Raw genomic sequence first — 25,535 nt, forward strand, 5'->3', positions numbered from 1 at the left:
GGTCGGGGAGAGCGACCGACCAGGCCTCCATTCAGATAACAAGGTGAGTCACCCAGAAGAACGCGTACCTCAGCCTGCGAGCGAGTCATTCACTCTGACCCACTCCCGCCTCTCCGCTATGCCATTAAGCCAGCTCACGACCAGTGGAGGAATCCCATGTCAGACCAGAGCCCTGAAGGAATGCTGCCTGTTGACGTCGACTCCGGAGAAAGTGAAGAAGATGTTATAGACCGCCTCACTGCGGCCCGCGCAAGTATCTCTGCCACAGATTGGACAATCGAGACGATCGTCACTCAAATGCGCAAGGGGCGAATTGACCTCAACCCCAAATTCCAACGTCGCGCCGCTTGGACAAATCCCACCAAGAGCCGCTTCATTGAGTCCGCAATTCTCTCCTATCCAATTCCACAGATCGTCCTCGCGGAAAAGCCTGAACGCCCTGGGCATTATTTCGTGATCGACGGTAAGCAACGACTCCTGGCGCTACGCCAATTCTATGCCGGCGAAGGACTGGACAAGGATGTCGACTTTGAACCTTTCAAAATCACGGGCACCTCAATTCTGGAAAGCGTGCGCGGGTACGACATCAAAAAGCTCGAAAATCAACGCGTTGACCTGTTTGACGCGTTCGAGAATCACACAATCAGAACAGTATCGATCAAGGGCTGGGAGTCAGAAGACTTCCTTTACACGCTATTTCTACGCCTAAATACTGGAAGCGTACCGCTCTCACCACAGGAGCTCCGCCAGGCTCTAGTCCCGGGAGAATTTGTAAACTTCGTGGACGAGCAGTCAGGCGTTAGCCCAGGCCTACAGCATCTACTTGGCAACAAGGGCCCAGACCGTCGAATGATCGACGCCGAAATGCTCGTCCGCTATTTTGGGTTCCAGAATTCACCAGTGAAGTATCGGGGAAATCTTAAAGATTTCCTGGACAAGACCTGCGTTCACTTCAATAAATTCTGGTCCTCATCTCAGCGTGACATCATCGGGCAACTCTCAGACCTCGAGCGAGCGATCGACGTTGCGCGGCAGATCTTCTCTGACGAGGGCGCATGCCACAAGTGGTCTGGCGTTCGATGGGAGCGAAGTCTCAATCGGGCTGTTTTCGATGTTCAAGTTAATGCATTCACTGATGCCCGAGTGAGAGACATAGCTCTAGGGCGGGCTCCCGAAGTCAATGCGGCTTTCAAGCGGCTCTGCGTCGAGAACGATAGGTTCGTTGCTGCCGTTACCAGCACAACGAAGAGCATAGACGCAACCAGGAATCGATTCGATATCTGGAATTCAACCCTAGAGGAAATTCTTGGGGTTGCTCCCCGGCGACCCGCATGCCTGGACGACTGAGCGAGGCACCCATGAATCTCGTATCAGATCTGAAGAGCGACATCGAGGAATTGAGGGATGCCCTTCTTGACACAGACGCCCTCACAGTAGCTCCACCAGACGATCTCACTCGACGCCAACAACTTCTTATCACCTCCTTCGTGATCCTCGCACACGCGCACATTGAGGAGTTCATCGAAGAGCTCTTCGTTTCTTACGTGGACGCGCGCACCGCAGAGATAACTGAAGATTCAACACCACACTGCTTCATCCGACTTTCTCTGCACTTTTCTCCCGACCTGATTGGCCAGGGTGCAGGTAAATACCCCACGACTCAAATTTGCCAAACAGCCATTAACCTATACCGTTCAAAGGTAGTAAAAATCAATAATGGACTAAAGGCGGCGAATATAGCCGCCTTAGCCAGGCCTCTCGGGCTAAACGGGGACCAGCTTTCGGACAACTGTGAGCGGCTGTTCAGATCTCTAAATACACTCGGGGCGAAGCGCGGAAAAATGGCTCACACGTCATCCCAGTCAGCTAACGAAACTGTCTACGCCAGCCAAGCCGTGGGATGGGTGAACGATGTCGTAGACAACATCGATGAACTCGTCAAATTTCTCAACGGATCTATCCCGATCGCCACACCTACAACCTGAGTAGTCCGTGCTTTACCTGCTTTACACAGACAACTACGTGATGCTCTGCCAATTCGGGTTGGTTGGACTGGGGGGGCGGGATCACATACGCACAGCATTCCGGCTACCTGCTCCGAACGCCCATCGCGCCAGCGTTCGCGCTCCCGGCGTCAGTGGCCCCTGCTAGAAACTAGTCACGATGAACGAATAATCGAGGGGGCCAAGGGTGGTTCAGCCGGGGGACCTGTCACAACCGGTCGCGGGTGTGTACGAGGAGATCATCACCGTAGGCATGCAGGCGCAGATCGACCAGCTCAACACAGCTGGTTGGAAGCCGATTCACGCGGAGGTCAGCTCTGAGTCGTCGCCGCATGTTCTGGCGCGCTACATCAGTGAGGCCGTGGAGCGACGGTTGAGTCAGCTCCCCCATGGCCAGCAGGTCGCGGCGGCGAACCAGATCATGCAGTCCTTGGTCAGGAGCGCGCCGGATCCTGACGTCGACGAGGCGGTGACCACCATCGTCGATGGTCCTCGCCAACTCCTCGCCCTGGCTGAGCAGGAGGCTCCTGGTGTCTACGCCATCAGGCCCCTGACTCCCCTGTCCGAGACCGCATTGATCACCAACGCACCGGATGATCCAAGCCTGGGAGCGGAGTTGCGGGCAGAGCTCGCCACCGCTGACCGCATCGATCTGCTCTGCGCGTTCGTGAAGTGGTACGGGATAAGGGTCCTTGAGGACTCGCTCCGCGCGGCCAAGGCACGTGGTGTCCCGATCCGCGTCATCACGACCACCTACATTGGCGCCACCGATCGGCGCGCGTTGGACCGGTTGGTGCGTGACTTCGGCGCTGAGGTGAAGGTCAACTACGAGATCAGGTCTACCCGCCTGCACGCGAAGGCTTGGCTTTTCCGGCGGAACACGGGCTTCGACACGGCATACGTGGGCAGCTCCAATCTGTCGAAGGCAGCCCTGCTCGACGGCTTGGAGTGGAACGTACGCCTGTCCTCGGTCGCCACCCCAAGGGTCCTCGACAAGTTCGAGGCCACCTTCGACGCCTACTGGGCTGACACCGCCTTCGAGTCGTACGACCCCGATCGCGACGGTGAACGTCTCGCTGAGGCACTCGCACAAGCAGGCGGCACCGGGGCGGCCGAAGAACTCAAGATCAGCCTTTCAGGCCTTGCCGTGCATGCCCTCCCTCACCAGAAGGACATGCTGGAGCGCCTCCGTGTGGAGCGTGATGTTCGTGGCCGCAACCGTAATCTCCTCGTCGCAGCAACGGGTACGGGCAAAACCGTCATGGCTGCTCTGGACTACCGGAGCATGCGCGACAACCGCCATGGAGAGCTTCCCCGCCTGCTCTTCGTCGCCCACCGCAAGGAGATTCTGAACCAGTCCCTGCGGACCTACCGAGAGGTACTCGACAACGCCTCCTTCGGCGAGCTCCTCCACAGCGGCAAGGAACCACGCGACGGGACTCACGTGTTCGCCAGCGTCCAGTCGCTCAACCTCAAGCGGCTGGAGCAACTCGACCCCGAGCACTTCGACGTCATCGTCATCGACGAGTTCCACCACGCCACCGCGGAGACGTACCGGAGGGTCATCGAGCACTTCAAGCCGGCCGAACTGCTGGGCCTCACCGCAACTCCGGAGCGGATGGATGGGCGCAATATTCAGGACGAGTTCTTCAACGGGAGGATCGCTGCCGAGCTGCGTCTCTGGGAAGCTCTGGAAAACGATCTGCTGTGTCCCTTCCACTACTTCGGGCTCCCGGACGGAACGAATCTCGCCCGTCTCGACTGGCGTTCGGGCGCCTACGACCGGGATCAGCTCGGCAAGCTCTACACGGGTGACGAAGCTCGGGCGCGCATCGTCATCAAGCAGGTCGAGGACAAGATCTCGGCTCCAGCCGCCATGCGGGCCCTCGGTTTCTGCGTGACCAAGGCCCACGCGCACTTCATGGCGGAATGCTTCCGCCGGGCAGGATTCGATGCGGCGGCCCTTGATAGTGACTCTCGACCCGAAGTTCGCGAGCGGACACTGGCCGACCTCAAAGCTGGACGCATCCAGGTGATCTTCTCTGTTGACCTGTTCAACGAGGGCCTGGACATCCCCGACGTCGACACGCTCCTGCTTCTGCGCCCCACCAACAGCGCCACCGTCTTCCTCCAGCAACTCGGGCGCGGCCTGCGCAGAACGCCGAACAAGCCCGTGCTGACGGTACTCGACTTCATCGGACAGCATCGAGCCGAGTTCCGCTTCGAGGAGCAGTTCCGGGCTCTGACCAACCTCTCCCGCAACCGTCTCGTCGACAGCATCGAGCAGGACTTCCCGCAGCTGCCGTCCGGCTGCCAGATCATTCTGGAGGGCAAGTCCAAGGACCTCGTCCTCGCCAACATCCGCACACAGCTCAAGGCCACGATCACGACGTTGGCCAAGGAAGCCAGGGACTACGGCACCCCGCGTCTCGCAGACTACCTACGCGAGAGCCGACGCGACATCCAGGAGCTGTACAAGAGCGACAACTCCTGGACCAAGGTGTTGCGTAGAGCAGGGTTCATCCGAGAGGAAGCGCCACGGGGTGAAGCAGAACTCCTCAAGCGCGTTCATGCCTTCCTTCACGTCGACGACCCGGATCGCATCCATACGTATCTACGACTCCTCACCGAAGACGCCCCGGACTACGACTCCCTGTCTGCGGAGGAACAGTCGTACGCCCGCATGCTCTTCTTCAACCTGTGGGACAACGCGGGCGGTTTCACCAGCTACCGACAAGGCCTCGAATCGCTGCGCTCTCAAGCCAGGTTGCGGGATGAGCTTCAGCAGGTTCTGGCCTACGCCCTCGAAGAAGCGGACCACTTCCCCCTCCCGCTGGAAGGCCCGCTCGCGGGCGCCCCGTTGAAGATCCACAGCTCTTACAACCGGTCCGAGATCCTCGCGGCGTTGGGAGTGGCCCACCTGGGCGGGCAGATGCCGAGGGACTTCGGTCAAGGAGTTCGATGGGTGGAAGAACTCAACACCGACGCCCTCCTCATCACTCTGGAGAAGAACGAGCGCGACTTCTCCCCCACGGTCCGGTACAAGGACTACGCAATCAGCCCAAAACAGTTCCATTGGGAGTCCCAAAGCACCACTCCGGAGCATTCCGCAACAGGGCTGCGCTACCAGCAACACGCCCAGCAGGGGAGCAATGTCCTGCTCTTCCTACGCCGCTACAAGCGCAACAGCATCGGCAAGCCTGAACCGTGGATGCTCTTGGGACCGGCGACCTACGCGGGGCACACCGGCAGCAAGCCTATGGCGATCACCTGGGATCTACACCACGAGCTTCCTGCCGATGTGAGCTCTTACGCCTCGATCACGAGCTGACTCCGCCCTCCGCTCAGGCAGAGAGGTGGGCTTTCGCCTCGAAGTGCATCTGGGCTCGGTCCAGGAGGTCGTCAGCGTCGCGACCGTGTGTGTGAAGCCAGTGAAGGAGGTCCGCGATGATGTCGATCGCCGCCGCCTCCGCCCGAGCCAGGCCCAGCCGAGGCAAAGCCGCGGTCGTCCCGCCGGAAAGCTCCTCCGCCCCATAGAGGCCCAACAGCCCTTCGGCACTGCTCAGTCGTGGCGTGCCTTGGACTACGACGGGCGGACATCGGTCTGCCGCCAACTCGCACCAGGTCACTTTGCGATCTTCTCGAAGTTCGATGCCCCAACACACAGCGGTAGCGTCGACGAGTGCCATCCCACGACCACTCTCGGAGTCAACTCCGCTCTGTAGCAAGGTGGGTAGCGCTCGGGTGTCCGAGTCATGGATTTCGATCCGCAGGTGTGGGCCGTTCATCGAAACCGCCAGCGTGGCTGGCGTACCCGAACCCACGTGCGCAATCACGTTGGACGCCAGCTCAGTGACACACAGTTGTGCGTCCTCGACCACCTCGGCCAGACCCCACAGTCGCAAGTGGATGCGCATCAACCGGCGGAGGGCTGCCACCTCCTCCGGCTCCGCCGCGAAGTCGAGACTCCACGGCTTCCTCTGCGTGTGCTGGTCGTTATGCATCGAGACGAGTCCTTCCCACGTGATCCAGTCGCCGAGTGCAACTGAAGACACACTGAGAGTTGCATTGGAACTCTCAAAATGGAACTCTCACAACGAGCGATGTGGGAGTGGGGAGTCCGTGGACGCGCCCCCAGCGCACGCCCTCTTGTCCTCACGCTCCGGCGACCACGACGATTTGACCGATCAACACGAAGGGCCTGGAACATGGCAGTTGGACCGACCACTCGCAGGCGCCAGCTCGGTGCCGATCTTCGGCGCCTACGGGAAGCGAAAGACCTCACCCTCGAGGAGGCGGGCTCTCGCGTGGGAATCTCCAAGGCGACTCTGAGCCGCTACGAGACAAAGGAGGGGACCGTCAAGTGGCCTGCGGTCGACGCCCTGTGCCGCGAGTACGGCGCATCTGACGAAGAACGCGCCGCCTTGGTCGAGCTCGCCAAAGGGGCAAAGATCCAGGGGTGGTGGCGATCACTCGCCGACCCCATCCCTGAATCCATGAACCTCATGCTCACCCTTGAGGACGAGGTCGTACGCGAGGATCACTATGCGTGCATGTACGTCCCTGGGCTCCTCCAGACGCGCGCCTACGCTGAGGCTGTGCACCGAGCCTCCGAGACGGGGTGTTCAGAGCGGGAAGTCCAGCACATGGTCGACATTCGCATGAAGCGGCAGGAGCTCCTCGATCGCGCCGAGCCACCCCACCTCTGGTGCGTCATCGATGAAGCGGCCCTTCGACGCCGAGTTGGCGGCAGCAAGGTCATGCGAGAGCAGTTGCACCACCTGCTCAGCGTGTCCCAACGCCCTCATGTGACGGTCCAAGTGTTGCCATTTGCCAAGGGGGCGCACGCCGCTGCGGTGGGCAGCTTCGCTGTCCTACGAGGCCCAACTCCGGATCTGGACGTGGTCTACGTGGACCTGATCGGCGGTGGGCTCTTCATGGAAAAGCCACAAGAACTGGCACGCTATAGGTTGGCGTTCGAATACCTCAGCGCACAGGCACTCGACCTGGAATCCTCAGCGGAGATCATCGACCGCATACGCATGGAGTCCTGATGACCTCGCCCTCGACGCCCAGGTGGTTCAAGTCTTCCTTCAGCGGAGGCAGCGGGACCGAGTGTGTGGAGTGCGCTCGGAACGGATCCGCCATCCTCGTACGCGACTCCAAGCGCGAGGACGGCCCCTCCGTGGCCGTCCAGCATCAGGCTTGGCGGCTCTTTGTGGATTCGCTGCACAGGGAAGGGTTGGAGCGGTAGGGAAGGCGGTGCGCGCTTGGTGGCCGAGACCCGCACGGTGCCTGTGTTACCTCTCTGCTGAGCCGAACGAAACGCTCCTTGCGCGCAATCGCAGGCTGCTCCCCGAGAGGCGCAATCCGCTGCAATCCTCGGGCGCGTCCTGTCTCGACCACGCATCCTGGGTCCCCGGCGACCGCAACGGAGGGCGACATGACACTCAGGTTCCTCGGTACGACCAGTGACGACGGCGACTGCCCCACCCTGTACGACATCGAGGGAACAGACGAGATCCTCGTTCAGGGCGAGCGGGAGAGCGACCCGGAGCACCTGGCCCAACTGCGGGACGTCAAGGAGTCGGAGACGTTCGTCCGTGTTCCGCGCAGTCTCCTGACCCGCTACGCACCCAAGAGCGAAGCGCCTCGGCTCCAGCCGTTCGCCTCCGTCTCCGGGCTCTTCCGGGACTTCAAGCACACGGCTTGGCGCCTGGAGACACGGCGTGGCTACGCTTCCGACCGCAACAGCCCCAAGTGGGCCCGCTTCCTCGCGGGCGAGGACATCGCTCACGATCCTGACAACGCATGGCGGGAGAACGTCCGCGTGCAGACAGCTCTGGGCAAGCGGTTCGAGCGCGTGCGCCTGGTCGACGAACCCATGACCCAGGGGCAGCGGTTCCTTCTTGCCAGCGCGCCCGGCAACGTCGCCGCAGGCGAGGACATCCGCAACCTGACTCGCAGCCAGGCGCAGGAACTGCGAATGCCCGATCACGACTTCTGGCTCTTCGACTCGAAGATCGTCGCCCGCTTCGCCTTCGACGACCAGGAGACCACTCTCGGGGTGTACGTCACCGAGGAGCCGGCCGAAGTTCTCGCCGCCTGTCAGGCCCGCGATGCCGCCTGGCACCATGCAGTCCGCACCGAAGAGTTCGCCAGGCGGGTACGTTCCACCGTGTGAGCACGGACTATCAGACCGCCAGGGAGGCGCTCGGTGCACGGCTGCGCGAGCTGCGCACCGAGGCCGGTCTTGAGGGCAGGGCTCTCGCCACCGAACTCGGATGTCAGCCCTCGAAGGTCTCGCGGCTCCAGAACGGCAAGCAGACCCCGTCTCCAGCCGACCTGACCGCGTGGGCGCGAGCCTGTGGACGACCGGATGTCGAGGCTGAACTGCAAGGGCTCCGGGCCGGGCTGGAGGTGAAGCAGCGGCACCGCTCCTGGCGGCGCCAGTTGGCCGGTGGTCATCGTGGCCGCCAGGAAATCGCCGTCCGACAGACCGAGGTCACGAAGGCGATCCGCGGGCTTGAGGTCACCCGTGTGCCGGGCCTGTTCCAGACGCCGGAGTATGCCCGCGCCGTCTTCGACGCGAATGCGGAGTTCCGGAATATCAAGCCGACCACCGAGGCGGCCGTCGAGGCTCGGATGCGCCGCCAAGAGGCTCTGTACGCCCCGGGGAAAGTGTTCCGGTTCCTCGTGTGTGAGGCAGCCCTGTACCACCGCTCATGTCCGGCGGACGTGATGGCCGAACAACTGGACCGGCTGTACAACCTGGTGGGGCGGCGGCGGATCGAGCTCGGCATCCTGCCCTTCGGCTCACAGCTCCGCCGCACTGCCCCGCACGCCTTCTGGATCTATGACCGCCGGTTGGTCATCGTTGAGACGATCAGTGAAGAACTGTGGCTCAACGGCGAGGACGACATCCAACTGTACGAGCGGGCATGGGACTGGCTTGCCGAGTCCGCCGAGTACGGTGCGCCCGCACGCCGTCTGATCGGCCGGGCGAGGGCCTCCTTGAATCTCCCGTAGGCAATCGGCGGCAAGTGCCGGACCGGCACCCGCAATCACGCGCAATCGGCAAGCAGATGCGCAATTGCCCCGCCTACGGTCCTGGTCATGGCCATCAAGCTCGCCCGGTCTACCCGGCAGGCAGGCCAGGACTGGTTCCTGGGTTGCATTCGACATCCCACTGACGTGCTTCGCACCTGGGCCGCAGGGGAGTTGGCGCGGATTCCGAGCGGCGAGCACTGGCGCGTCGCCGAGGGGCCGTTGCTCTTCTCTCTCAGAGCCATGAAGTACTTGGGCAGTCGGCGACTCGGCCCCGTTGTGGCAGACGTGGCGACGGGGCAGGCCTGGTGGCTTCTGCCGACTGGTCTGCGTGACGAACTGGACGATGTGCCGCAGCTGACCGTGCAACCACAGGGCGGTCTGCTCGCCTGCCTGCCCGTCCTGAACACGATCGGTGAGCGCGGATGGCTGGAACCCCCGGACGGCTCCGGCCGCCTCACCGCCCCGGCCGCCTTGCGCATCGCCTTTGGTGCGGGTGAGCGACTCGCGTGACGACCACTACAGCCTCGCCAGGTACGAAGACCGACGAGCACCGCTGACAGATCGTGTTCCAAGCGTTGAGCCGCCCGCTCGGCACCGACTGGATCCCGTCGGATGCGGCTGTGAGCGGTCGTCGACCGACAGCTTGATCTCATCCTCCCTGGTTTCCGCCGCGTACGAACTTCGTCATGTCTCGCGGCGGTGCGAATTCCCTGTCCCTGAGTACGTGACAAACGTGCGGCGCTCCGGGAGAGGGCCATCCGAAAGTTCTCCACATCTCAAGGAGCCCATCCCATGAGCGTCACCGCCATCGCCGCCGAGACCCGCACCGGCCGTTCCCTCGTCAACGACACGGAGTTCGAGACCCTCGCCGCGTTCTGCGCCGACGAGTACGGCCTTGAGCGCTGTGTCGCCGAGCGGGTCGTCGACCAGGCGCTCGCACTCGTCTTCGTCATGGGGACCAGTGGTGACGGGGCGAGCATGGCTCCGTCGCGGCTGATCGATCCCGGGTGGCACACGCTGATCCTGCACACCGGCTGGTACGCCGACTGGTGCCGTCGCAACTTCGGCTACTTCCTGCACCACCAGCCGAAGTCCACGATCCGTACGCGTGGGCTGATGGCCGACGTGGTCGGACGGATCCGCGCCGCGGGGTTCGAGGTCGACGAACGGCTGTGGGGCACGGCGGCCGAGTGCAACCCACCTGCCTGCTGTGGCGACGGCGACGGCTGCTGACGTCCCTCCCCGGTCAGTGCGAGTCGGCCGGCTCGCCTCGTGAAGGCGCAAGAACGGACTCACTCATGAGCGTGACCGAGTTCACCGCCGACAGCCGCGTCACCGTATTCCCACTCCACCGCCTTACCGTCGCCTACGCCACCCGGTCCGGCGATGCACGCGGGCTCGGGGACATCGGAATCGTCGCCGTCGTCGACGAACAGGCCGATGGCGACGAACTCTGGCGGCTCGCCCACGACCTCGGTGGCCGCACTCAGGCACTGGACCAGGCCCGTTGGATCCTCACCCAGGCGAGCCGCGCCCGTGTGGTCAACGCGTACACGGATCTGCCGGATGCCAAGTGGACTGCGCGCATTTCTCGGTGCTTCCCGCTCGACGCCCTGTTCGCCAACCACGAAGTCCTCATGACGGGCCGGATCACCTTGGCTGGACACTGAGCTCTACGACCCGGCGGTGTCCGTGGTGCGCCTGAACAGTGAGCAAGGGATCCGACGACTGTGATCCACGCCACCGGAACCGTCCTCTTCGTCCGGAGAGGTAGGTGTGTGAGGTCCAACGGAGAGAGTGAAGAAGCTGCCGCCGGGGACGACGACGGGGCGCGGTTGCGGGGGCGGGTGCGCGGTGGGGAGCGGGCTGCGTTCGGGGAGCTCTACGAGCTGTACGCGACTGCCGTCTACAACCATGCCCTGCGGCTCACCGGTGACTGGTCGGTGGCCGAGGAGGTCATGTCGGAGACGTTCCTCGCCGCCTGGCGGGGGCGGGAGGACGTGGCCGTCGAGGGCGGCTCGTTGCGGCCCTGGCTGTTCGGGATCGCCACCAACAAGGCGCGCAACGCCGACCGGAGTCTGCGGCGGCGGCTCGCCTTTCTCGCGCGTCGGGCTTCGGGGGCGCAGGAGGTCGACGACTTCGCCGAGGAGATCTCGGGCCGGGTGGACGACGCCCGGCGGCTCGCCGACGTGCGGCGGGTGCTCGGACGGCTCCGGCGGCATGAGCGGGAGGTCATCGCGCTGTGCGTGTGGGGCGGGCTCGACTACGCGCAGGCCGCGGAGGCGCTCGGCGTTCCCGTCGGGACGGTGCGGTCGCGGCTGTCGCGGGCGCGGGCGCGGCTGCGGGAGTTCGTGGAGGGGGAGGAGCGTGAGAGACGTACGCCGCATTCCTCGCAGACAGGATTTATGGAACCGCGTTCACGTCGCGGAGAGGTAGAGAGTGAGACCGCGTTCGCGGTCCTGCCCCTTCAGGAGGAAGCCCGATGAACGCCACTCCGGCCGACCCCGAGCAGGGTGAGCGCGCGGAACTCGACGCACTGGGTGGACTGGGTGAACCCGGTGAACTCGGTCAACTGGCACGGCTGTTGCCGACCGGTCCCGTCGAGCAGGTGCTGCCTCCCGGGCGTCGTTCCCATCACAAGGACGTTCTGATGCAGCTCATCGATCGTGATCGCCGTGATCACGGTAATAGCCGTGATCGCCGTGACGAGACGGAGGGCGCCCGCCCGCTGTCGAGGCCCCACCGGCTCTCCCGGCCCGTTCTCGTCGCCGGGGCCGTCGCCGTCGCGCTGGCGGCCGGGCTCACCGTCGGCGTCGGCGCGGGGCGGCACGGCGGGGACGCGGCCGTCCAGGGCGGCGCGCGCAGCACGTCCACCGCCGGCGGTCACAGCGCCGTCGTCACGCTCGACCGGATCGCCGCCGTCGCCATGAAGGCCGACGTGCGGCCGGTGAAGGACGATCAGTTCGTCTACGTCCGCAGCCGGGTGGCGGAGAACGTGGGCGCGTTCGGGAAGCCCGTGATGCTCGGGCCGCTGCACGAGCGGCAGGTGTGGTTCTCGCAGGAGCAGGGGCCTGTGGTCGATGTCGGGCTGATCCGTGAGGACGGGCAGGACTGGCCGATCGGGGTCGGGGTGCCGGACGGCACGGACCCGAGGGACTCCGCGGTGCCGGCAGGCGTGCGGCGGCCGACCTACGCCTGGCTCGCCTCGCTGCCGACCGAGCCCGGGCACCTGCTGAAGCGGCTCTACCGCGAGACCGCCGTCGAGAAGGGCGACGACCGCGACCAGGAGGTCTTCGACCGGATCGGCGATCTCGTCGGGGAGCAGATCATGCCGTCCGCCACGGCCGCCGCCTTCTACCGGGCCGCCGCCCGCATCCCGGGCGTCACCGAGGTGGGCGACGCGGTGGACGCCGTCGGGAGACACGGCATCGCCATCGCCCGGGAGGACGCCGTGCACGGCACCCGCACCGAGTGGATCTTCGACGCCCGCACCCTGGACTACCTGGGCGAGCGCACCGTCTCCAGCCGGGACACCGAGCGGGCCAGGGCAGGTACGGTCTACGCGACCACGGCCGTGCTCGAACGCGCCGTCGTCGACAGGCAAGGACTGGCGCCCAGTGAGCGCCGTCGCGCCGGGCGGAGCTAGCGCACACGGTTCGCGGCGGCCGCACGGACCTTCTTCGTGCGGCCGTGCTCGGCCAGGAACGCGAGGGCCTGCGGGGAGGCGTCCACGGCTTCGACGAGTCTGCGCTGAAGCCAGTCCGAGGCGGTGCCGAGGGCGGCGACCGTGGCCGTCACAGGGGCGGCGGTCGGGGGAGTTCGGGCCCTCGGACCGGAGGGGGCGGTGAGGGCGCGGAGCAGGGTCCATTCGCTGAGGCGGGTCGTCAGGAAGGCGTCCTCCCCCACGGCCTCCTCCACGGCCTCCTTCATCACCTTCGTCCAGGCCTGCCAGCTCTCGTCGTCCGCGACGGTGGCGCGGGGGAACTCGGTGGCCGTCCGGTCCAGGTGGCGGACCACCGCCGAGCGGGCCATCGTCGCGTCCTCGTCGGTGAGGACGCGACGGACGAGGGACGTCTCCTCGGCGGCCGGGACGCGGGCGAGGGCCTCCAGGTACGCGGCGAACCTCGCGTGCTCGGGGGGTTCCCCGCGGGCCGGTGGTGGCCGGTCGTCGGCGTACTCGTGGGGCGTGCCGTCGGGTGTGCGGTGGGTGGGCAATGCGGGGTCCTTTGCCGCTCGGGGGACGAGGGGCGGTCGACGGGCGGTGGGGCCGGGGCGGGTTAGCCTCGTCGGTGAGCTGGATGATCAGGGCGAGGAGACAGACGATGGCGAAGGTTCCCAGCGCGGTGATCGCGGCGGGCGGGCTGGTCGGCGGGTACGGCGTGGCCCGGTGGACGAGGCAGCGGCCGCTGGGCGGGGTCGTCCTCGCCGTCGCGGGGGCCGCTGCCGCGCAGCGGTGGCGGCAGCAGGCGGGCGGGGCGGCCGCGGGGGCGCTGAGCGTCGCCTACATCGCCGCCTTCGCCGGGTCGCATCCGCTGTCGAAGAAGGTGGGCCCGTGGCCGTCGGTGTTCGGCGTGGCCGGGGCCGTCGCCCTGGCGTCCTGGGCGGTCGCCGACCGGCGCTCCTGAGCCGCCCCTGAGATGCCCGTGAGGCACGGCCCGTCGCCGAGATCTTCTGCAACGGGCCGTGTTCAGGAACGTTCGTCGAGGACCGCGTGCGGGGGCGTCCGGTGAGGGGCTGCCCGCCCCCGAGCCCGCCGACACCACCGCCCCCGCCCTTGGCGCCGGCCCTGGCCCCGGTACGGCCACCGACGGCACTCACCCCCGTCCCGGCCCGGCCGCCGCACCCGTGCTCGCCCCCGCCTTCACGCTCTCCCGCGACCGGAACGCCCGTCGGTAGCCCTGGGGGCTCGTGCCGGCGACCTTGCGGAAGCACTCGCGGAAGGCCGTCGGGGAGCCGAAGCCCGCCTGGGCGGCGATCCGTTCCACCGGGTAGGCCGTCGACTCCAGCAGGTACTGCGCGCGTCGCACCCGCGCCCGGTGCAGCCAGCGCAACGGCGTCGTCCCGGTCTGCTCGCGGAACCGGCGGTTGAGGGTGCGGGTGCTCAGGCCGGCCCGCTCGGCGATCCGGTCCAGCGTCAGATCGTCCGCGCAGTTGTCCTCCAGCCAGACCAGGAGCGGTTCCAGGGTCGCGCCGGCCGGGGCAGGCGTCAGGTCCTGGACGATGAACTGGGCCTGGCCGCCCTCCCGTTCGAGGGGCATGACCGACATCCGCGCGGCCTGCGCGGCGATCGTCGAACCGTAGTCGCTGCGGATCATGTGCAGGCACATGTCGAGGGCCGCCGCCGCGCCCGCCGAGGTGAGGAACCGGCCGTGGTCGACGTAGAGGACGTTCGGGTCGACCTCCACCTTCGGGTGACGCAGGGCCAGTTCGCGTGCGGCAGCCCAGTGCGTGGTCGCGCGCAGCCCGTCCAGCAGGCCCGTCGCGGCGAACAGGAACGCGCCGACGCACACGGAGGCGATCCGGGTGCCGTTCGCCGCCGCGTCGCGCAGCGCCTCCGCGACCCCCGGCGGCAGTTCGTGCGGCGGGTTCGCGACGCCCGGCAGGATGATCGTGTCGGCCTCGGCCAGCGCTTCGATTCCGTACGGCGCGCGCACGGTGAACGCCCCCGCGCTCACCTCCCCGGAGGGGGACGGCGAGCAGACCCGCACCCGGTACGCGGGGCGGCCGTCGGGCAGCCGCGCCCAGCCGAAGGCGTCGATCGGGGCCGACAGGTCGAAGGGGACCACCCCGTCCAGGGCCAGTACGGCGACGGTGTGCATGGCGAGAGCCTAGGCAGTCGACGGGTTCCCGCCAAGTCCGGGTGGCGAGGTCAACCGGCGGGAGCGCGGCAGTCACGTGCGGTGACCTGCGGGCACAGCATTTCGGCGGCGGTTCCGGGCGGCAGGCGAGAATCCGTCGGACTGTGGCATTCGCGCCGCTTCCCCGTGATCCTCACAACCTCTAGCGTCGGGACGTGACCAAGTTCCTCCTCGCCGTCCACGTCCTCGCCGCGATCGTCGCCGTGGGACCCGTGACCGTCGCCGCCAGCATGTTCCCGCCCGCCGCCCGCAAGGCCCTGGCCGCACCCGAGGACGCGGGCGCGACCGGGACCGTGCGGTTGCTGCACCGCATCTGCCAGGTGTACGCGGCCGTCGGCATCGCCGTCCCCGTCTTCGGGTTCGCCACCGCGGGCGCGATGGGGGTGATGGGCGATCCCTGGCTGATCGCGTCGATCGTGCTGACCGTCCTGGCGGCGGGCGTCCTGCTGATCCTCGTGCTGCCGGGGCAGGAGGAGCTCGTGGAGGGGCGCGGTGAGCGCGGGACGACCGTGCGACTCGCCATGTTCACCGGGGTGTTCAACCTGCTGTGGGCGACGGTGACGATCCTGATGATCGTCCGGCCGGGGTCGACGACGGGGGCGTAGGCGACCGGGGGCGGGCGCTGTCGCCCGCCCCCCGGGCCGCTACGCCGGCTTCGTCTCGCTGCCGGCCATTGCCTTCGTCGTGGGCGCCGCCGCGGTCAGGGGCTCGGCGACGTCCTCCAGGGAGCGTCGCTCGGCGTTGACCGCCAGGAACGCCGCGACCAGGCCCGCCAGGCACATCAGCGTCGCGCCGATGCAGAACGCGAGGACCGTGTCGCCGACCTTGCCCGTGTCGGTGAGGTCGGCGAACAGCAGGGGGCCGCTGATGCCGCCGGCGGCCGTGCCGAGGGCGTAGAAGAAGGCGATGGACATCGCGCGGGTCTCCATCGGGAAGACCTCGGACACCGTCAGATAGGCGCTGGACGCACCGGCCGACGCGAAGAACAGCACCGCGCACCAGCAGGCCGTCATCGTCGTCGCGTCGAGCGAGCCCCGGTCGAACAGCCAGGCCGTGCCGAACAGCAGCGCGCCCGACAGCAGGTAGGTCGAGGAGATCATCACCCGGCGGCCGACCGTGTCGAACAGCTTGCCCAGCAGCAGCGGACCGCAGAAGTTGCCGATCGCGATGACGGCGAAGTAGTAGCCGGTGTTGCCGCTCGGCACCTCGAAGAACTTCGTCAGGATCGCGCCGAAGCCGAAGGTGATCGCGTTGTAGAGGAAGGCCTGGCCGATGAAGAGGGCGAAACCGAGGAGCGCGCGGCGGCGGTACCGGGAGAACACCGTGCGGGCGATCTCGACGAAGGAGACGCCGCGCCGCTGGTGGATGGTCAGCTCGCCCTCGGCGCGCGGCAGCCCCTTCCCCTTGTCCTGCTCGATCTGCCGCTCGATGGAGGCGACGATCTCCTCGGCCTCCCGGTCGCGGCCGTGGATCAGCAGCCATCGGGGGCTCTCCGGGACATGCCGTCGCACGAGGAGGATCACCAGGGCCAGGACGGCGCCCAGGGCGAACGTCAGCCGCCAGCCGACGTCGGCCGCGAAGAGGTCCGTGTTCAGCGCGACGATCGACAGCAGCGACCCGGCGACCGCGCCCAGCCAGAAACTGCCGTTGATCATGAGGTCGACGCGTCCCCGGTACTGCGCCGGGATCAGCTCGTCGATCGCGGAGTTGATGGCCGCGTACTCGCCGCCGATGCCGAAGCCGGTGAGGAAGCGGAAGAGCAGGAACCACCAGGTGTCGAAGGAGACGGCCGTCAGGGCGGTGGCCGCCAGATACACCGCGAGGGTGATCATGAAGAGTTTTTTACGCCCCCAGCGGTCGGTCAGCCGGCCCCAGAAGAGCGCACCGGCGCAGGCGCCCGCGACATAGAGCGCGGCCGCGATGCCGGTGACCTGCCCGGAGGTGATGGGCAGCCCGCTGCCCGGCTCGGACAGCCGGCTCGCGATGTTCCCGACGACCGTGACCTCCAGGCCGTCCAGGATCCACACGGTGCCCAGTCCGAACACGATGGTCCAGTGCCAGCGCGACCAGGGCAGCCGGTCCAGGCGGGCGGGGATGTCTGTGGTGATCGTGCGGCCTCTCTCGGCCGGCACGGCGGCTTCGGCGATGGTCATGGGCTCCCTCCTCGGCACGCTCCTCGTCGAGCGGAACGGCGGTCGGGTTCCCGCGCCCCGTGCCTTCAAGCCCCCGGCGCCTACGCCCCCAGCGCCCGCGCCACGGTGTAGATCAGCAACCCGGCCAGCGAGCCCACCACCGTGCCGTTGATGCGGATGAACTGCAGGTCCCGGCCGATGTTCGCCTCGATCTTGCGGGTGGTGTGCTCGGCGTCCCAGCTCGCCACCGTGTCGGTGATCAGCGAGGTGATCTCCTTGCGGTACGTCGTGACGACGTGCACCGCGGCGCCCTCCACCCAGCTGTCGACCTTCTCCTGCACCTTGGGCTCGGTCGCCATCCGGGCGCCCAGCGAGAGCAGCGAGGCCCGCACGCGCAGCCGCAGCTCGCTGCGCTCGTCCTCCGCCGCCGCGACGATCATGGAGCGGACGGCGGTCCACGCGGACGCGATCAGGTCCTGGACCTCGCTCCGGCCCAGCACCTCGGCCTTCAGCCGCTCCACCCGCGCACGGGTGTCCGCGTCGGACCGCAGGTCGGCGGCGAAGTCCGTGAGGAACCGGTCGAGGGCGGCCCGGGCCGGGTGGGAGGGCATGTCCCGCATCTCCGTGCAGAAGCGCAGCAGTTCCTTGTACACGCGCTCGCCGACCTTCTTGTCGACGAACCGCGGGGTCCAGCCGGGCGCGCCACCCTGCACGGCGTCCATCACCGAGTCGGCGTGCAGCACCAGCCAGCCGTGCGCCCGTCTCACCACCAGGTCCACGGCGCGCCGGTGGCCGCCGTCCGCGACGATCCGCTCCAGCAGTTTTCCCATGCCCGGCGCGATCTCCTGGGCGTCGGCGCGCCGCGTGATCGCCTCCCCCACCACCGCCTGGACGTCCGAGTCGCGCAGCACCGTCAGCGCACCCCGCAACGCCGTCGCCAGCTCCGCCGTCACCCGGTCGGCGTGTGCGGGATCCGCCAGCCAGACGCCCAGCCGGGTGCCGATGCCCACCGCGCGCAGCCGCTGGCGCACCACGTCCTCGGAGAGGAAGTTCTCGCCGACGAACTCGCCCAGCGAGACGCCCAGCTGGTCCTTCTTGTTCGGGATGATCGCCGTGTGCGGGATGGGCAGGCCGAGTGGGTGACGGAACAGCGCGGTGACGGCGAACCAGTCGGCGAGCGCGCCGACCATGCCCGCCTCCGCGGCCGCCGCCACATAGCCCGCCCAGGGGCCCGCGCCCCGATGAGCGGCCCACTCAGCAAGGACGTACACCACGGCCACGAACAGCAGCAGCCCGGCCGCGGTGAGCTTCATCTGACGCACCCCGCGCTGTTTCTCCTCGTCCGCGGGGGTGAAGGAGGTCATCGCCCGGTAGGACGAGGCCGCGTCCGGTGCTGCCGCTTCGGTACGTTCCATTTGCTCCACCCGTTCGGTGATCCCGCGCACATTGTCCCTTCCTGACCGACTCCTGGAACGGAACGAGAGTTCCCGTCGTCTGTCAGGGCGGGGAGGTCAAGGGTGAACTCCCGCACCGGCTCGGAGCCCCTGGCTCCCCCGCGCACGAGGGGACACACACCCGCATGACCGCCAGGCGTCAGGGTTATGCCCTCCTGTCTGCGATCGTCGCCCTCGTCGTGGTGCTGTCGACCGCGATCTACGTCTCGGCCGCCGCCGGGCACGGCCGCGGTCACCGCCACGCGGGGGACGCCGTCGTCGCGGGCCCCGGCCCGCACCACGCCGCGCCCGTGTCCACCGGCGTCTGGGTGGGCGCCTGGGCGGCGGCCCCGGCCGGCGCGGAACCGGGCACCGCGGCCGACGGCATGGCGGGCCGCACGGTCCGCAACGTCGTGCACACCGGCGTCGGCGGGAGCGCCGCCCGCGTCACCCTGTCCAACCTCTACGGCGACCGCCCCCTCACCGTCACCCACGCCACGCTCGCCGTCGCCGCCCACGACGACAGCCCGGCCGCCGCCCCCGGCACCCTGCGCCGTCTCGGCTTCGGGGGCGCCGCCGCCGTCGTCGTCCCGGCCGGCGGGCAGGCGGTCAGCGACCCCGTCGCCGTCGACGTCCCGCACGACGCGGACATCCTGGTCAGCGTCCACTCCCCCACCTCCGCAGGGCCCGTCACCTACCACCCGCGCGCCCGGCAGACCAGCTACGTCGCCGAGGGCGAGTCCACCGAGGACACCAGCGGCGCCGCGTTCACCGGGACCACCCCCTACTGGCGCTACCTGACCGCACTGGACGTGCTCGGCGACGAGGCCGACGGCACCGTCGTCGCGTTCGGCGACTCCCTCACCGACGGCGTCACCTCCACGTCCGGCGCCAACCGCCGCTGGCCCGACGCCCTCGCCGACCGGCTGCGGGCCGCTCTCGCCGCCGACGGCGCACCCCGCTACGCCGTCGTCAACGCCGGCATCAGCGGCAACCGGCTCCTCGCCGACGATCCCCGGCACGGCGCCTCGGGCCTGCACCGCTTCGCACGCGACGTCCTCGGCCGCCCCCGCGTGAAGGCCGTCGTCATCGACCTCGGCATCAACGACATCCTGCGCAACCGGACGCTCGCCGACCCGCAGGCGATCGTGGCGGGCCTGCGCACCCTCGTCGACCGCGCCCACGCGCACGGCGTCAGAGCCGTCGGCGCCACCCTCACACCGTTCCGCGGCCACCGCGGCTACAACGCCGCGCGCGAGGACGTACGGCAGCAGGTCAACCGGGCCATCCGCACGGGCGGCCTGTTCGACGAGGTCGTCGACTTCGACAAGGCGCTGCGCGACCCGTACGACCCGCGCGGCCTGCGCCCGGAGTACGACTCCGGCGACCATCTGCACCCCAGCGACCGCGGCTACCGCCGGATGGCGCGGACCCTCGACCTGGAGAAACTCTCCGGTTCCGCGCCCGCCCGGCTGTAGCAGCCCCTCGCCCCCCGCGCCGGTGGGCCCACGGGCGCACCGGCGGCCCGGCCCCCGGCGCGCCGGACTGTCAGACCTCGTCGGGCCTTCAGACCTCGTCGGGCCTTCAGACGTCATCGGGCCTTCAGACGTCATCGCGCGGATCCCGACGGCCCGCGGCACCCGACGGCCCCCGCCGTCCCGCCGCGCTCCCTCCTCCGGGGGCCTACGAGCCTCCGGCCCCCGGCACCACGGCCCGCCGCTCCGGCGACCCTTCGCCCGAACTCCCCGGCGCGTACAGCATCTTCGCGATCACCGCCTCGATGTCCGGCTCCCGCACCGACAGGTCCAGCAGCGGGTACCGCGCCGCGATGTGCGCCACCAGCGGAGCCGCGGACGCCGACGCCGGGAACGCCAGCCACTGACGCGGGCCCTCCACCCTCACCACCCGCGCCGCCTCCCCCGCCTCGATCGGCGGCAGCTCCCGCTCCAGGTCCACCACCAGCGTCCGCTCGCTCTCACCCGCCTCGTGCAGCCCGGACAACGCCCCGTCGTACACCAGACGGCCGTGGTCGATGACCATCACCCGCGAACACAACTGCTCGATGTCCTGGAGATCGTGCGTGGTGAGCAGCACCGTCGTGCCACGCTCGGCGTTCAGCTCCCGCAGGAACTCCCGCACCCGCGCCTTGGAGACCACGTCCAGGCCGATCGTCGGCTCGTCCAGATACAGCACCTCCGGATCGTGCAGCAACGCCGCCGCGATGTCGCCCCGCATCCGCTGCCCGAGCGACAACTGCCGCACCGGAACCTCCAACAGCGCCGCCAGATCCAGCAGTTCGACCAGCCGGTCGAGGTTCTCCCGGTAACGCCCGTCCGGGATCCGGTACATGCGGTGCATCAGCCGGTAGGAGTCGATCAGCGGAAGGTCCCACCACAGCGTCGTACGCTGCCCGAACACCACCCCTATCCGATGCGCCAGCCGCGTCCGCTCGCGCGACGGATCGATCCCGGCGACCCGCAACCGGCCCCCGCTCGGCGTCAGGATCCCCGTCAGCATCTTGATCGTCGTCGACTTCCCGGCCCCGTTCGGACCGATGTAGCCGACCATCTCACCGCGCGCCACCCGGAAGGAGATCGCGTCCACCGCCCGCACCCGCCGCAGCTCCCGCTTCAGGAAACCGGTCCTGCGACGCACGTCGAAGACCTTCTCCACCCGGTCCACCTCGATGAACGCACTCTCCGACACCGTCACGTCCGCACTCAACTCCCCGTACTCCGGTACGACCTCAGTCCGACCCGCCACGCCAGCCCCGCCGCCGCACAGCACACCGACGCCACCAGCGGCGGCGCGAACGCCGCCCACTGCGGCAGCCCCAGCGGATACGGCCGGCCCAGCACATACGACGCCGGAACCCAGTTGACGAACGCCAGCGGGAACACGAACGTCACCCCCCGCACCAGCTCCGTGCCGAACACCGTCGGCGGATACTGCAACAACGTCTGACCGCCGTACGTGAACGCCGACTGCACCTCCGCCGCGTCCTGCGCGACGAACTGGAACGCCGCGCCCGCCACGAACAGCGACGCGAAGATCACCGCGCCGCTCACCAGCATCACCGGCACCAGCAACACCTTCTGCGGCGACCACACCACGTCCGTCGCCGCCAGCGCGTACCCGAACACCACCGTCGCCTGCACGATCCGGCTCACCCGGCGCAACGCGAACCGGTCCGCGGCGACCTGGGCCAGCACCGGCGCCGGCCGCACCAGCAGCGTGTCCAGCGTCCCGTCCCGCACCCGCGTGCCCAGCCGGCCCGCCGAACCGATCGCCAGATCCGCGAACCCGAACGACATCGCCGACAGCCCGTACAGAAACGCGATCTCCGGCAACGAATAACCGCCCAGCGCGTCGACCTGCGAGTACATCAGCAAGATCGCGACAAAATCCAGGCCCGTCACCAGCAGACTGCCCAGCGCCGTCATCAGGAACGACACCCGATAGGCGAGCGTCGAGCGGATCCACATCCCCGCGACCAGCCGATACGCCCGCAACCCCTGCGCCAGTCCCGCCGCCCGGCCCCCCTCAGCCACCCTGCACCACCACCCGCCGCGTCGCCGCCCGCTGCACCAGCCGCCCCACCGCCAGCAGCACCACCGCCCACGCCGCCTGGAACGCGAACGCCGACCACGGATCGACCACGCCCATCAGCACGTCCGCCGGCATCTGCAGCAACGCCGCCCACGGCAACGCCGCCACGATGTCCCCCAACGGCTGCGGAAACGCGTTCAACGGCAACGCCATCCCGGAACAGAACATCCCCGTCACCATCAGCGCCTGCAACGCACCCGTCCCGTCCAGCAGCCAGAACCCGCTCAACGCCACCAGGAACCGGATCCCGTAACTCACCACCATCGCCAGCGCGACCGCGACCAGGAACGCCGACCAGAGGGCCGGATCGCGCGGCAACGCCGTCGGGAAGAACAACGCCCCGAAGACGAACGGGATCACCCCGCGCCCCGCCAACTGGAACACCGCCCGCCCCACGTCCACCGCCAGCCACCACGCCTGGAGATCGGCCGGCCGGTACAGATCCACGGCCACGTCCCCCGTGCGGACCCGCTCGATCAGATCCGTCTCGAAACCGCCGCCCTGGATCGCCAGCGTCGCGAACAGCGCCTGCCCCAACCACACATAGGTCACCGCCTGCGACTGGTCGTAACCGCCCAGATGCGGTCGTTCGTCCCACAACGCCAGATATGTATAGACCAGGATCAGGCCGAAAACCGTGTTGGTGAACACCCCCGCGGCCGTGGCCACCCGGTAGGTCGCGTACCGTCGGAAACTCCCCACCGCGACGGCCGCGTACAACCGCGCCGATCCCAAGGCAACCCTCCTCCCCGCCCACGAGTCACCCCTGGTGCCCCCGTCGACACCGAAGCGCAGGAGCCTAGTGCGCCCGTGCCGTCGCGCGCCACGCGATTTCCGGCACAACACGCGCCGATTGTCGGGAACGGAACGCTTGGTGCGAGAGTCTTCAACACAGGGGCACAGAAGGCGTACGAGGCTTACGAGGCGTACGGGAACGTACCCACGCGACATCAGGAGTCCTGCAGCACATGAGTGACGATCCGCAGCCGCAGCAGCCGACCGAAGGCTCGGCACCAGGAAAGCCCGAGGCGGGTGACGGGGGAAGCGAGACGAAAGCGAAGCGACCCAAGCGCACCGGATGGCGCCGCCTCCTGCCCACCTGGCGGATGGTGCTGGGGACGTTCATCCTCGGCGTCCTGCTCGTCGTCGGCCTCTTCTTCCTCGGCTACTCGATGGTCGAGATCCCGCCGGCCAACGCCCTCGCCACGAAGCAGTCCAACGTCTACCTCTACGCCGACGGCACCGAGATCGCCCGCGACGGCACCGTCAACCGCGAGAACGTCGGCCTCGCCCAGATCTCCAAGGACGCCCAGCACGCCGTCCTGGCCGCCGAGGACCGCGACTTCTACACCGAGTCCGCCATCGACCCCAAGGCGATGCTCCGGGCCGGCTGGAACACCGCCACCGGCAAGGGCAAACAGTCCGGCTCCACCATCACCCAGCAGTACGTGAAGAACTACTACCTCGCGCAGGTGCAGACCGCCACGCGCAAGTTCAAGGAGTTCTTCATCTCGATCAAGCTGGACCGCGAGAAGTCCAAGGACGCCATCCTCGAGGGCTACCTCAACACCAGCTACTTCGGCCGCAACGCCTACGGCATGCAGGCCGCCGCCAAGGCCTACTACGGCATCGACGCCGCCCGCCTCACCCCCGCCCAGGGCGCCTACCTCGCCGCACTGGTCAACGCGCCCAGCGAGTACGACGTCGTCGCCCACCCGGAGAACAAGGGCGCCGCCCAGGCCCGTTGGAACTACGTCCTCGACGGCATGGTCACCAAGGGCTGGCTCAGCCAGACCGCACGCAGCGGCATGAAGTTCCCCACACCCAAGGAGACCTCCGGCGCCGACAACGGCATGTCCGGACAGCGCGGCTACCTCGTCAACGCGATCAAGGACTACCTGAAGAACAACAAGATCGTCACCTCGGACGAGCTGGAGGGCGGCGGCTACCGCATCACCACCACCCTCGACAAGAACAAGCAGAAGGCCTTCGTCGACGCCGTCAACGACAAGCTCATGTCCAAGCTCGACCCGAAGAAGCGCAAGGTCGACTCCTACGTCCGCGCGGGCGGCGCCGCCGTCGAGCCCAAGACCGGCAGGATCGTCGCCATGTACGGCGGCGTCGACTACGTCAAGCAGTACACCAACAACGCCACCCGCCAGGACTTCCAGGTCGGCTCCACCTTCAAGCCCTTCGTCTTCACCTCCGCCGTCCAGAACGACTCCACCACCCAGGACGGCCGCCTGATCGGCCCGAACACCGTCTACGACGGCACGAACAAGCGCCCCGTCCAGGGCTGGTCCGGCCCCTCCTACGCCCCCGAGAACGAGGACTACGTCAACTACGGCAACATCAACGTGCGCACCGCCACCGACAAGTCCGTCAACTCGGTGTACGCGCAGATGGCCGTCGACGTCGGACCCGCCAAGGTCAAGCAGACCGCGATCGACCTCGGCCTGCCCACCTCGACCCCCGACCTGCAGCCCTACCCGTCCATCGCCCTGGGCACCGCCAACGCGAGCGTCCTGAACATGGCCGAGGCCTACGCCACCCTCGCCAACCACGGCAAGCACGGCGCCTACAGCCTCATCAGCAAGGTCACCAAGAACGGCTCCGACGTGATGGAGTTCCCCCCGTTCAAGGCCTCCCGGGCCGTCAGCCGCGAAGCCGCCGACACCACGACCTCCGTCCTGCGCAGCGTCGTCGAGAACGGCACCGCCACCGAAGCCCTCGCCGCCGGCCGCCCCGCCGCCGGCAAGACCGGCACCGCGGAGGAGGACCAGGCCGCCTGGTTCGCCGGCTACACCCCCGACCTCGCCACCGTCGTCGCCGTCATGGGCCAGGACCCCGAGACCGCCCACCACAAGTCCCTCAGGGGCGCCATGGGCCTCGCCCGCATCAACGGCGGCGGCGCGCCCACCCAGATCTGGGCCCAGTTCACCAGGAACGCCCTCAAGGGCACCCCGGTCTCCGAGTTCAACCTCGAGGTCCAGGAGGGCGGCGACGCCTCCGCCCCGCCCTCCACGGAGAAGCCCGACGCCACCGCGTCCGCCGGCAGCACCCCGTCCGGCGACGGCACCAAGGGCGGAACGCAGGGCCAGAGCCAGGGACAGACCCAAGGCCAGACCCAGGGCCAGACGGGCGGCGGCAACACCACCGGCGGCGCCTCCACCGGCACCACCTCCGGCGCCACCACCGGCGGCGGCACGACCACCGGCGGCGCCTCGACCGGAACGACCTCCGGCGGCACGACGACCGGCGGCACCACCTCGGGCGGCACCTCCGGAACCACGGGCGGCACCTCGACCGGCACCACCGACGGAGGCACCACCGGCGACCCCGGCAACTCGACGGGCACCACCGTCGGCCCCCAGCTCGCAGCCGTCCGCCGCGACTGACCCCCCGGACGAAGGAACCCGGCGGGGCGGGCCCCCGCCGGGCCTCTTCGAA

General features: G+C 68.0%; 24 protein-coding genes. 16 read left to right on the forward strand and 8 right to left on the reverse strand.

Annotated elements, in window-relative coordinates:
* Positions 1 to 156 precede the first annotated feature (156 nt).
* The 3 genes from IE239_RS01275 to IE239_RS01285 all read left to right on the forward strand — a co-directional run bounded on the left by IE239_RS01275 (position 157) and on the right by IE239_RS01285 (position 5,334).
* Positions 157 to 1,347 (forward strand): DUF262 domain-containing protein, encoded by a 1,191-nt coding sequence (locus IE239_RS01275; protein ID WP_190147306.1) that lies wholly within the window; start codon positions 157 to 159, stop codon positions 1,345 to 1,347.
* Positions 1,348 to 1,358: 11 nt separating this feature from the next.
* A complete protein-coding gene (locus tag IE239_RS01280) occupies positions 1,359 to 1,985 on the forward strand; it encodes a HEPN domain-containing protein (protein WP_190147307.1) in 627 nt (208 codons plus the stop codon).
* Between the two features lie 205 nt (positions 1,986 to 2,190).
* Positions 2,191 to 5,334, forward strand: coding sequence for a DEAD/DEAH box helicase (locus IE239_RS01285; RefSeq protein WP_373308033.1), 3,144 nt, complete (start codon positions 2,191 to 2,193; stop codon positions 5,332 to 5,334).
* 13 nt (positions 5,335 to 5,347) lie between these two features.
* Here the strand turns inward: IE239_RS01285 and IE239_RS01290 are convergent, their stop codons facing one another.
* A complete protein-coding gene (locus IE239_RS01290; protein WP_190147308.1) occupies positions 5,348 to 6,007 on the reverse strand; it encodes an ATP-binding protein in 660 nt (219 codons plus the stop codon).
* A gap of 204 nt (positions 6,008 to 6,211) precedes the next feature.
* Between IE239_RS01290 and IE239_RS01295 the strand changes: the two genes are divergently transcribed.
* The 9 genes from IE239_RS01295 (at position 6,212) to IE239_RS01335 (ending at position 12,699) form a co-directional block, all read left to right on the forward strand.
* Positions 6,212 to 7,057 (forward strand): helix-turn-helix domain-containing protein, encoded by an 846-nt coding sequence (locus IE239_RS01295; RefSeq protein WP_190147309.1) that lies wholly within the window; start codon positions 6,212 to 6,214, stop codon positions 7,055 to 7,057.
* Positions 7,057 to 7,257 carry a DUF397 domain-containing protein gene (locus tag IE239_RS01300; RefSeq protein ID WP_190147310.1) on the forward strand — a complete coding sequence of 67 codons (201 nt, stop codon included), beginning with the start codon at positions 7,057 to 7,059 and terminating at the stop codon, positions 7,255 to 7,257. The genes IE239_RS01295 and IE239_RS01300 overlap by 1 nt, the downstream gene beginning before the upstream one ends.
* 189 nt (positions 7,258 to 7,446) lie before the next feature.
* Complete coding sequence (locus IE239_RS01305) at positions 7,447 to 8,187, forward strand: DUF6879 family protein (RefSeq protein WP_190147311.1); 741 nt, start codon at positions 7,447 to 7,449, stop codon at positions 8,185 to 8,187.
* Positions 8,184 to 9,032 (forward strand): helix-turn-helix domain-containing protein, encoded by an 849-nt coding sequence (locus tag IE239_RS01310; RefSeq protein ID WP_190147312.1) that lies wholly within the window; start codon positions 8,184 to 8,186, stop codon positions 9,030 to 9,032. Before IE239_RS01305 ends, IE239_RS01310 begins: the two co-directional genes overlap by 4 nt.
* An 87-nt stretch (positions 9,033 to 9,119) precedes the next feature.
* Positions 9,120 to 9,563: a hypothetical protein gene (locus IE239_RS01315; RefSeq protein ID WP_190147313.1), complete on the forward strand. Its 444-nt coding sequence runs from the start codon at positions 9,120 to 9,122 to the stop codon at positions 9,561 to 9,563.
* Positions 9,564 to 9,845: 282 nt separating this feature from the next.
* Complete coding sequence (locus IE239_RS01320) at positions 9,846 to 10,286, forward strand: UCP032817 domain-containing protein (RefSeq protein WP_190147314.1); 441 nt, start codon at positions 9,846 to 9,848, stop codon at positions 10,284 to 10,286.
* Positions 10,287 to 10,351: 65 nt separating this feature from the next.
* The gene (locus IE239_RS01325; protein ID WP_190147315.1) at positions 10,352 to 10,723 is read left to right on the forward strand and encodes a hypothetical protein; all 372 of its coding nucleotides are present in this window, start codon (positions 10,352 to 10,354) and stop codon (positions 10,721 to 10,723) included.
* A gap of 165 nt (positions 10,724 to 10,888) precedes the next feature.
* Positions 10,889 to 11,539, forward strand: a complete 651-nt coding sequence (locus tag IE239_RS01330; protein ID WP_190147438.1) for an RNA polymerase sigma factor — start codon at positions 10,889 to 10,891, stop codon at positions 11,537 to 11,539.
* On the forward strand, positions 11,536 to 12,699 hold the full coding sequence (locus IE239_RS01335) for a CU044_5270 family protein (protein ID WP_190147316.1): 1,164 nt from the start codon (positions 11,536 to 11,538) through the stop codon (positions 12,697 to 12,699). The genes IE239_RS01330 and IE239_RS01335 overlap by 4 nt, the downstream gene beginning before the upstream one ends.
* Here IE239_RS01335 and IE239_RS01340 read toward each other — a convergent pair.
* Positions 12,696 to 13,268, reverse strand: a complete 573-nt coding sequence (locus IE239_RS01340) for a zinc-binding metallopeptidase family protein (protein WP_229877659.1) — start codon at positions 13,266 to 13,268, stop codon at positions 12,696 to 12,698. The two genes, IE239_RS01335 and IE239_RS01340, sit on opposite strands and share 4 nt — an antisense overlap.
* Before the next feature lie 107 nt (positions 13,269 to 13,375).
* Between IE239_RS01340 and IE239_RS01345 the strand changes: the two genes are divergently transcribed.
* Entirely contained in the window at positions 13,376 to 13,678 is a 303-nt protein-coding gene (locus tag IE239_RS01345; RefSeq protein WP_190147317.1) for a hypothetical protein, read from the forward strand.
* 189 nt (positions 13,679 to 13,867) lie between these two features.
* Here IE239_RS01345 and IE239_RS01350 read toward each other — a convergent pair whose 3' ends face one another.
* Complete coding sequence (locus IE239_RS01350; RefSeq protein WP_190147318.1) at positions 13,868 to 14,872, reverse strand: GlxA family transcriptional regulator; 1,005 nt, start codon at positions 14,870 to 14,872, stop codon at positions 13,868 to 13,870.
* Between the two features lie 194 nt (positions 14,873 to 15,066).
* Between IE239_RS01350 and IE239_RS01355 the strand changes: the two genes are divergently transcribed.
* Entirely contained in the window at positions 15,067 to 15,516 is a 450-nt protein-coding gene (locus IE239_RS01355) for a hypothetical protein (RefSeq protein WP_190147319.1), read from the forward strand.
* Between the two features lie 39 nt (positions 15,517 to 15,555).
* On the opposite strand, the gene IE239_RS01360 is transcribed toward IE239_RS01355, so the two are convergent.
* Complete coding sequence (locus IE239_RS01360) at positions 15,556 to 17,064, reverse strand: MFS transporter (protein WP_190147320.1); 1,509 nt, start codon at positions 17,062 to 17,064, stop codon at positions 15,556 to 15,558.
* A gap of 80 nt (positions 17,065 to 17,144) precedes the next feature.
* The gene (locus tag IE239_RS01365; RefSeq protein WP_229877661.1) at positions 17,145 to 18,458 is read right to left on the reverse strand and encodes a DUF445 domain-containing protein; all 1,314 of its coding nucleotides are present in this window, start codon (positions 18,456 to 18,458) and stop codon (positions 17,145 to 17,147) included.
* Between the two features lie 164 nt (positions 18,459 to 18,622).
* Here IE239_RS01365 and IE239_RS01370 point away from each other — a divergent pair, with 164 nt between their 5' ends.
* On the forward strand, positions 18,623 to 19,954 hold the full coding sequence (locus IE239_RS01370; RefSeq protein ID WP_190147322.1) for an SGNH/GDSL hydrolase family protein: 1,332 nt from the start codon (positions 18,623 to 18,625) through the stop codon (positions 19,952 to 19,954).
* A gap of 205 nt (positions 19,955 to 20,159) precedes the next feature.
* Here IE239_RS01370 and IE239_RS01375 read toward each other — a convergent pair whose 3' ends face one another.
* Genes IE239_RS01375 through IE239_RS01385 form a run of 3 tightly spaced genes read right to left on the reverse strand, consistent with a single transcriptional unit; the run spans position 20,160 to position 22,820 of the window.
* Entirely contained in the window at positions 20,160 to 21,182 is a 1,023-nt protein-coding gene (locus tag IE239_RS01375; protein WP_229877692.1) for an ABC transporter ATP-binding protein, read from the reverse strand.
* A 14-nt stretch (positions 21,183 to 21,196) separates the two neighbouring features.
* On the reverse strand, positions 21,197 to 22,027 hold the full coding sequence (locus IE239_RS01380; protein WP_229877663.1) for an ABC transporter permease: 831 nt from the start codon (positions 22,025 to 22,027) through the stop codon (positions 21,197 to 21,199).
* Positions 22,020 to 22,820 (reverse strand): ABC transporter permease, encoded by an 801-nt coding sequence (locus IE239_RS01385; protein ID WP_190147324.1) that lies wholly within the window; start codon positions 22,818 to 22,820, stop codon positions 22,020 to 22,022. The genes IE239_RS01380 and IE239_RS01385 overlap by 8 nt, the downstream gene beginning before the upstream one ends.
* A gap of 233 nt (positions 22,821 to 23,053) precedes the next feature.
* Here IE239_RS01385 and IE239_RS01390 point away from each other — a divergent pair, with 233 nt between their 5' ends.
* On the forward strand, positions 23,054 to 25,483 hold the full coding sequence (locus IE239_RS01390; protein WP_190147325.1) for a transglycosylase domain-containing protein: 2,430 nt from the start codon (positions 23,054 to 23,056) through the stop codon (positions 25,481 to 25,483).
* Positions 25,484 to 25,535: the final 52 nt, after the last annotated feature.

This window comes from Streptomyces humidus (assembly GCF_014649655.1).
GTDB classification, from domain to species: Bacteria; Actinomycetota; Actinomycetes; order Streptomycetales; family Streptomycetaceae; genus Streptomyces; species Streptomyces humidus.

Coding starts and splice junctions, on each gene's coding strand:
- IE239_RS01275 (WP_190147306.1), top strand. CDS start 157: ATGTCAGACCAGAGCCCTGAAGGAATGCTGCCTGTTGACGTCGACTCC.
- IE239_RS01280 (WP_190147307.1), top strand. CDS start 1,359: ATGAATCTCGTATCAGATCTGAAGAGCGACATCGAGGAATTGAGGGAT.
- IE239_RS01290 (WP_190147308.1), bottom strand. CDS start 6,007: ATGCATAACGACCAGCACACGCAGAGGAAGCCGTGGAGTCTCGACTTC.
- IE239_RS01295 (WP_190147309.1), top strand. CDS start 6,212: ATGGCAGTTGGACCGACCACTCGCAGGCGCCAGCTCGGTGCCGATCTT.
- IE239_RS01300 (WP_190147310.1), top strand. CDS start 7,057: ATGACCTCGCCCTCGACGCCCAGGTGGTTCAAGTCTTCCTTCAGCGGA.
- IE239_RS01305 (WP_190147311.1), top strand. CDS start 7,447: ATGACACTCAGGTTCCTCGGTACGACCAGTGACGACGGCGACTGCCCC.
- IE239_RS01315 (WP_190147313.1), top strand. CDS start 9,120: ATGGCCATCAAGCTCGCCCGGTCTACCCGGCAGGCAGGCCAGGACTGG.
- IE239_RS01320 (WP_190147314.1), top strand. CDS start 9,846: ATGAGCGTCACCGCCATCGCCGCCGAGACCCGCACCGGCCGTTCCCTC.
- IE239_RS01325 (WP_190147315.1), top strand. CDS start 10,352: ATGAGCGTGACCGAGTTCACCGCCGACAGCCGCGTCACCGTATTCCCA.
- IE239_RS01335 (WP_190147316.1), top strand. CDS start 11,536: ATGAACGCCACTCCGGCCGACCCCGAGCAGGGTGAGCGCGCGGAACTC.
- IE239_RS01345 (WP_190147317.1), top strand. CDS start 13,376: ATGGCGAAGGTTCCCAGCGCGGTGATCGCGGCGGGCGGGCTGGTCGGC.
- IE239_RS01350 (WP_190147318.1), bottom strand. CDS start 14,872: ATGCACACCGTCGCCGTACTGGCCCTGGACGGGGTGGTCCCCTTCGAC.
- IE239_RS01360 (WP_190147320.1), bottom strand. CDS start 17,064: ATGACCATCGCCGAAGCCGCCGTGCCGGCCGAGAGAGGCCGCACGATC.
- IE239_RS01365 (WP_229877661.1), bottom strand. CDS start 18,458: ATGGAACGTACCGAAGCGGCAGCACCGGACGCGGCCTCGTCCTACCGG.
- IE239_RS01370 (WP_190147322.1), top strand. CDS start 18,623: ATGACCGCCAGGCGTCAGGGTTATGCCCTCCTGTCTGCGATCGTCGCC.
- IE239_RS01390 (WP_190147325.1), top strand. CDS start 23,054: ATGAGTGACGATCCGCAGCCGCAGCAGCCGACCGAAGGCTCGGCACCA.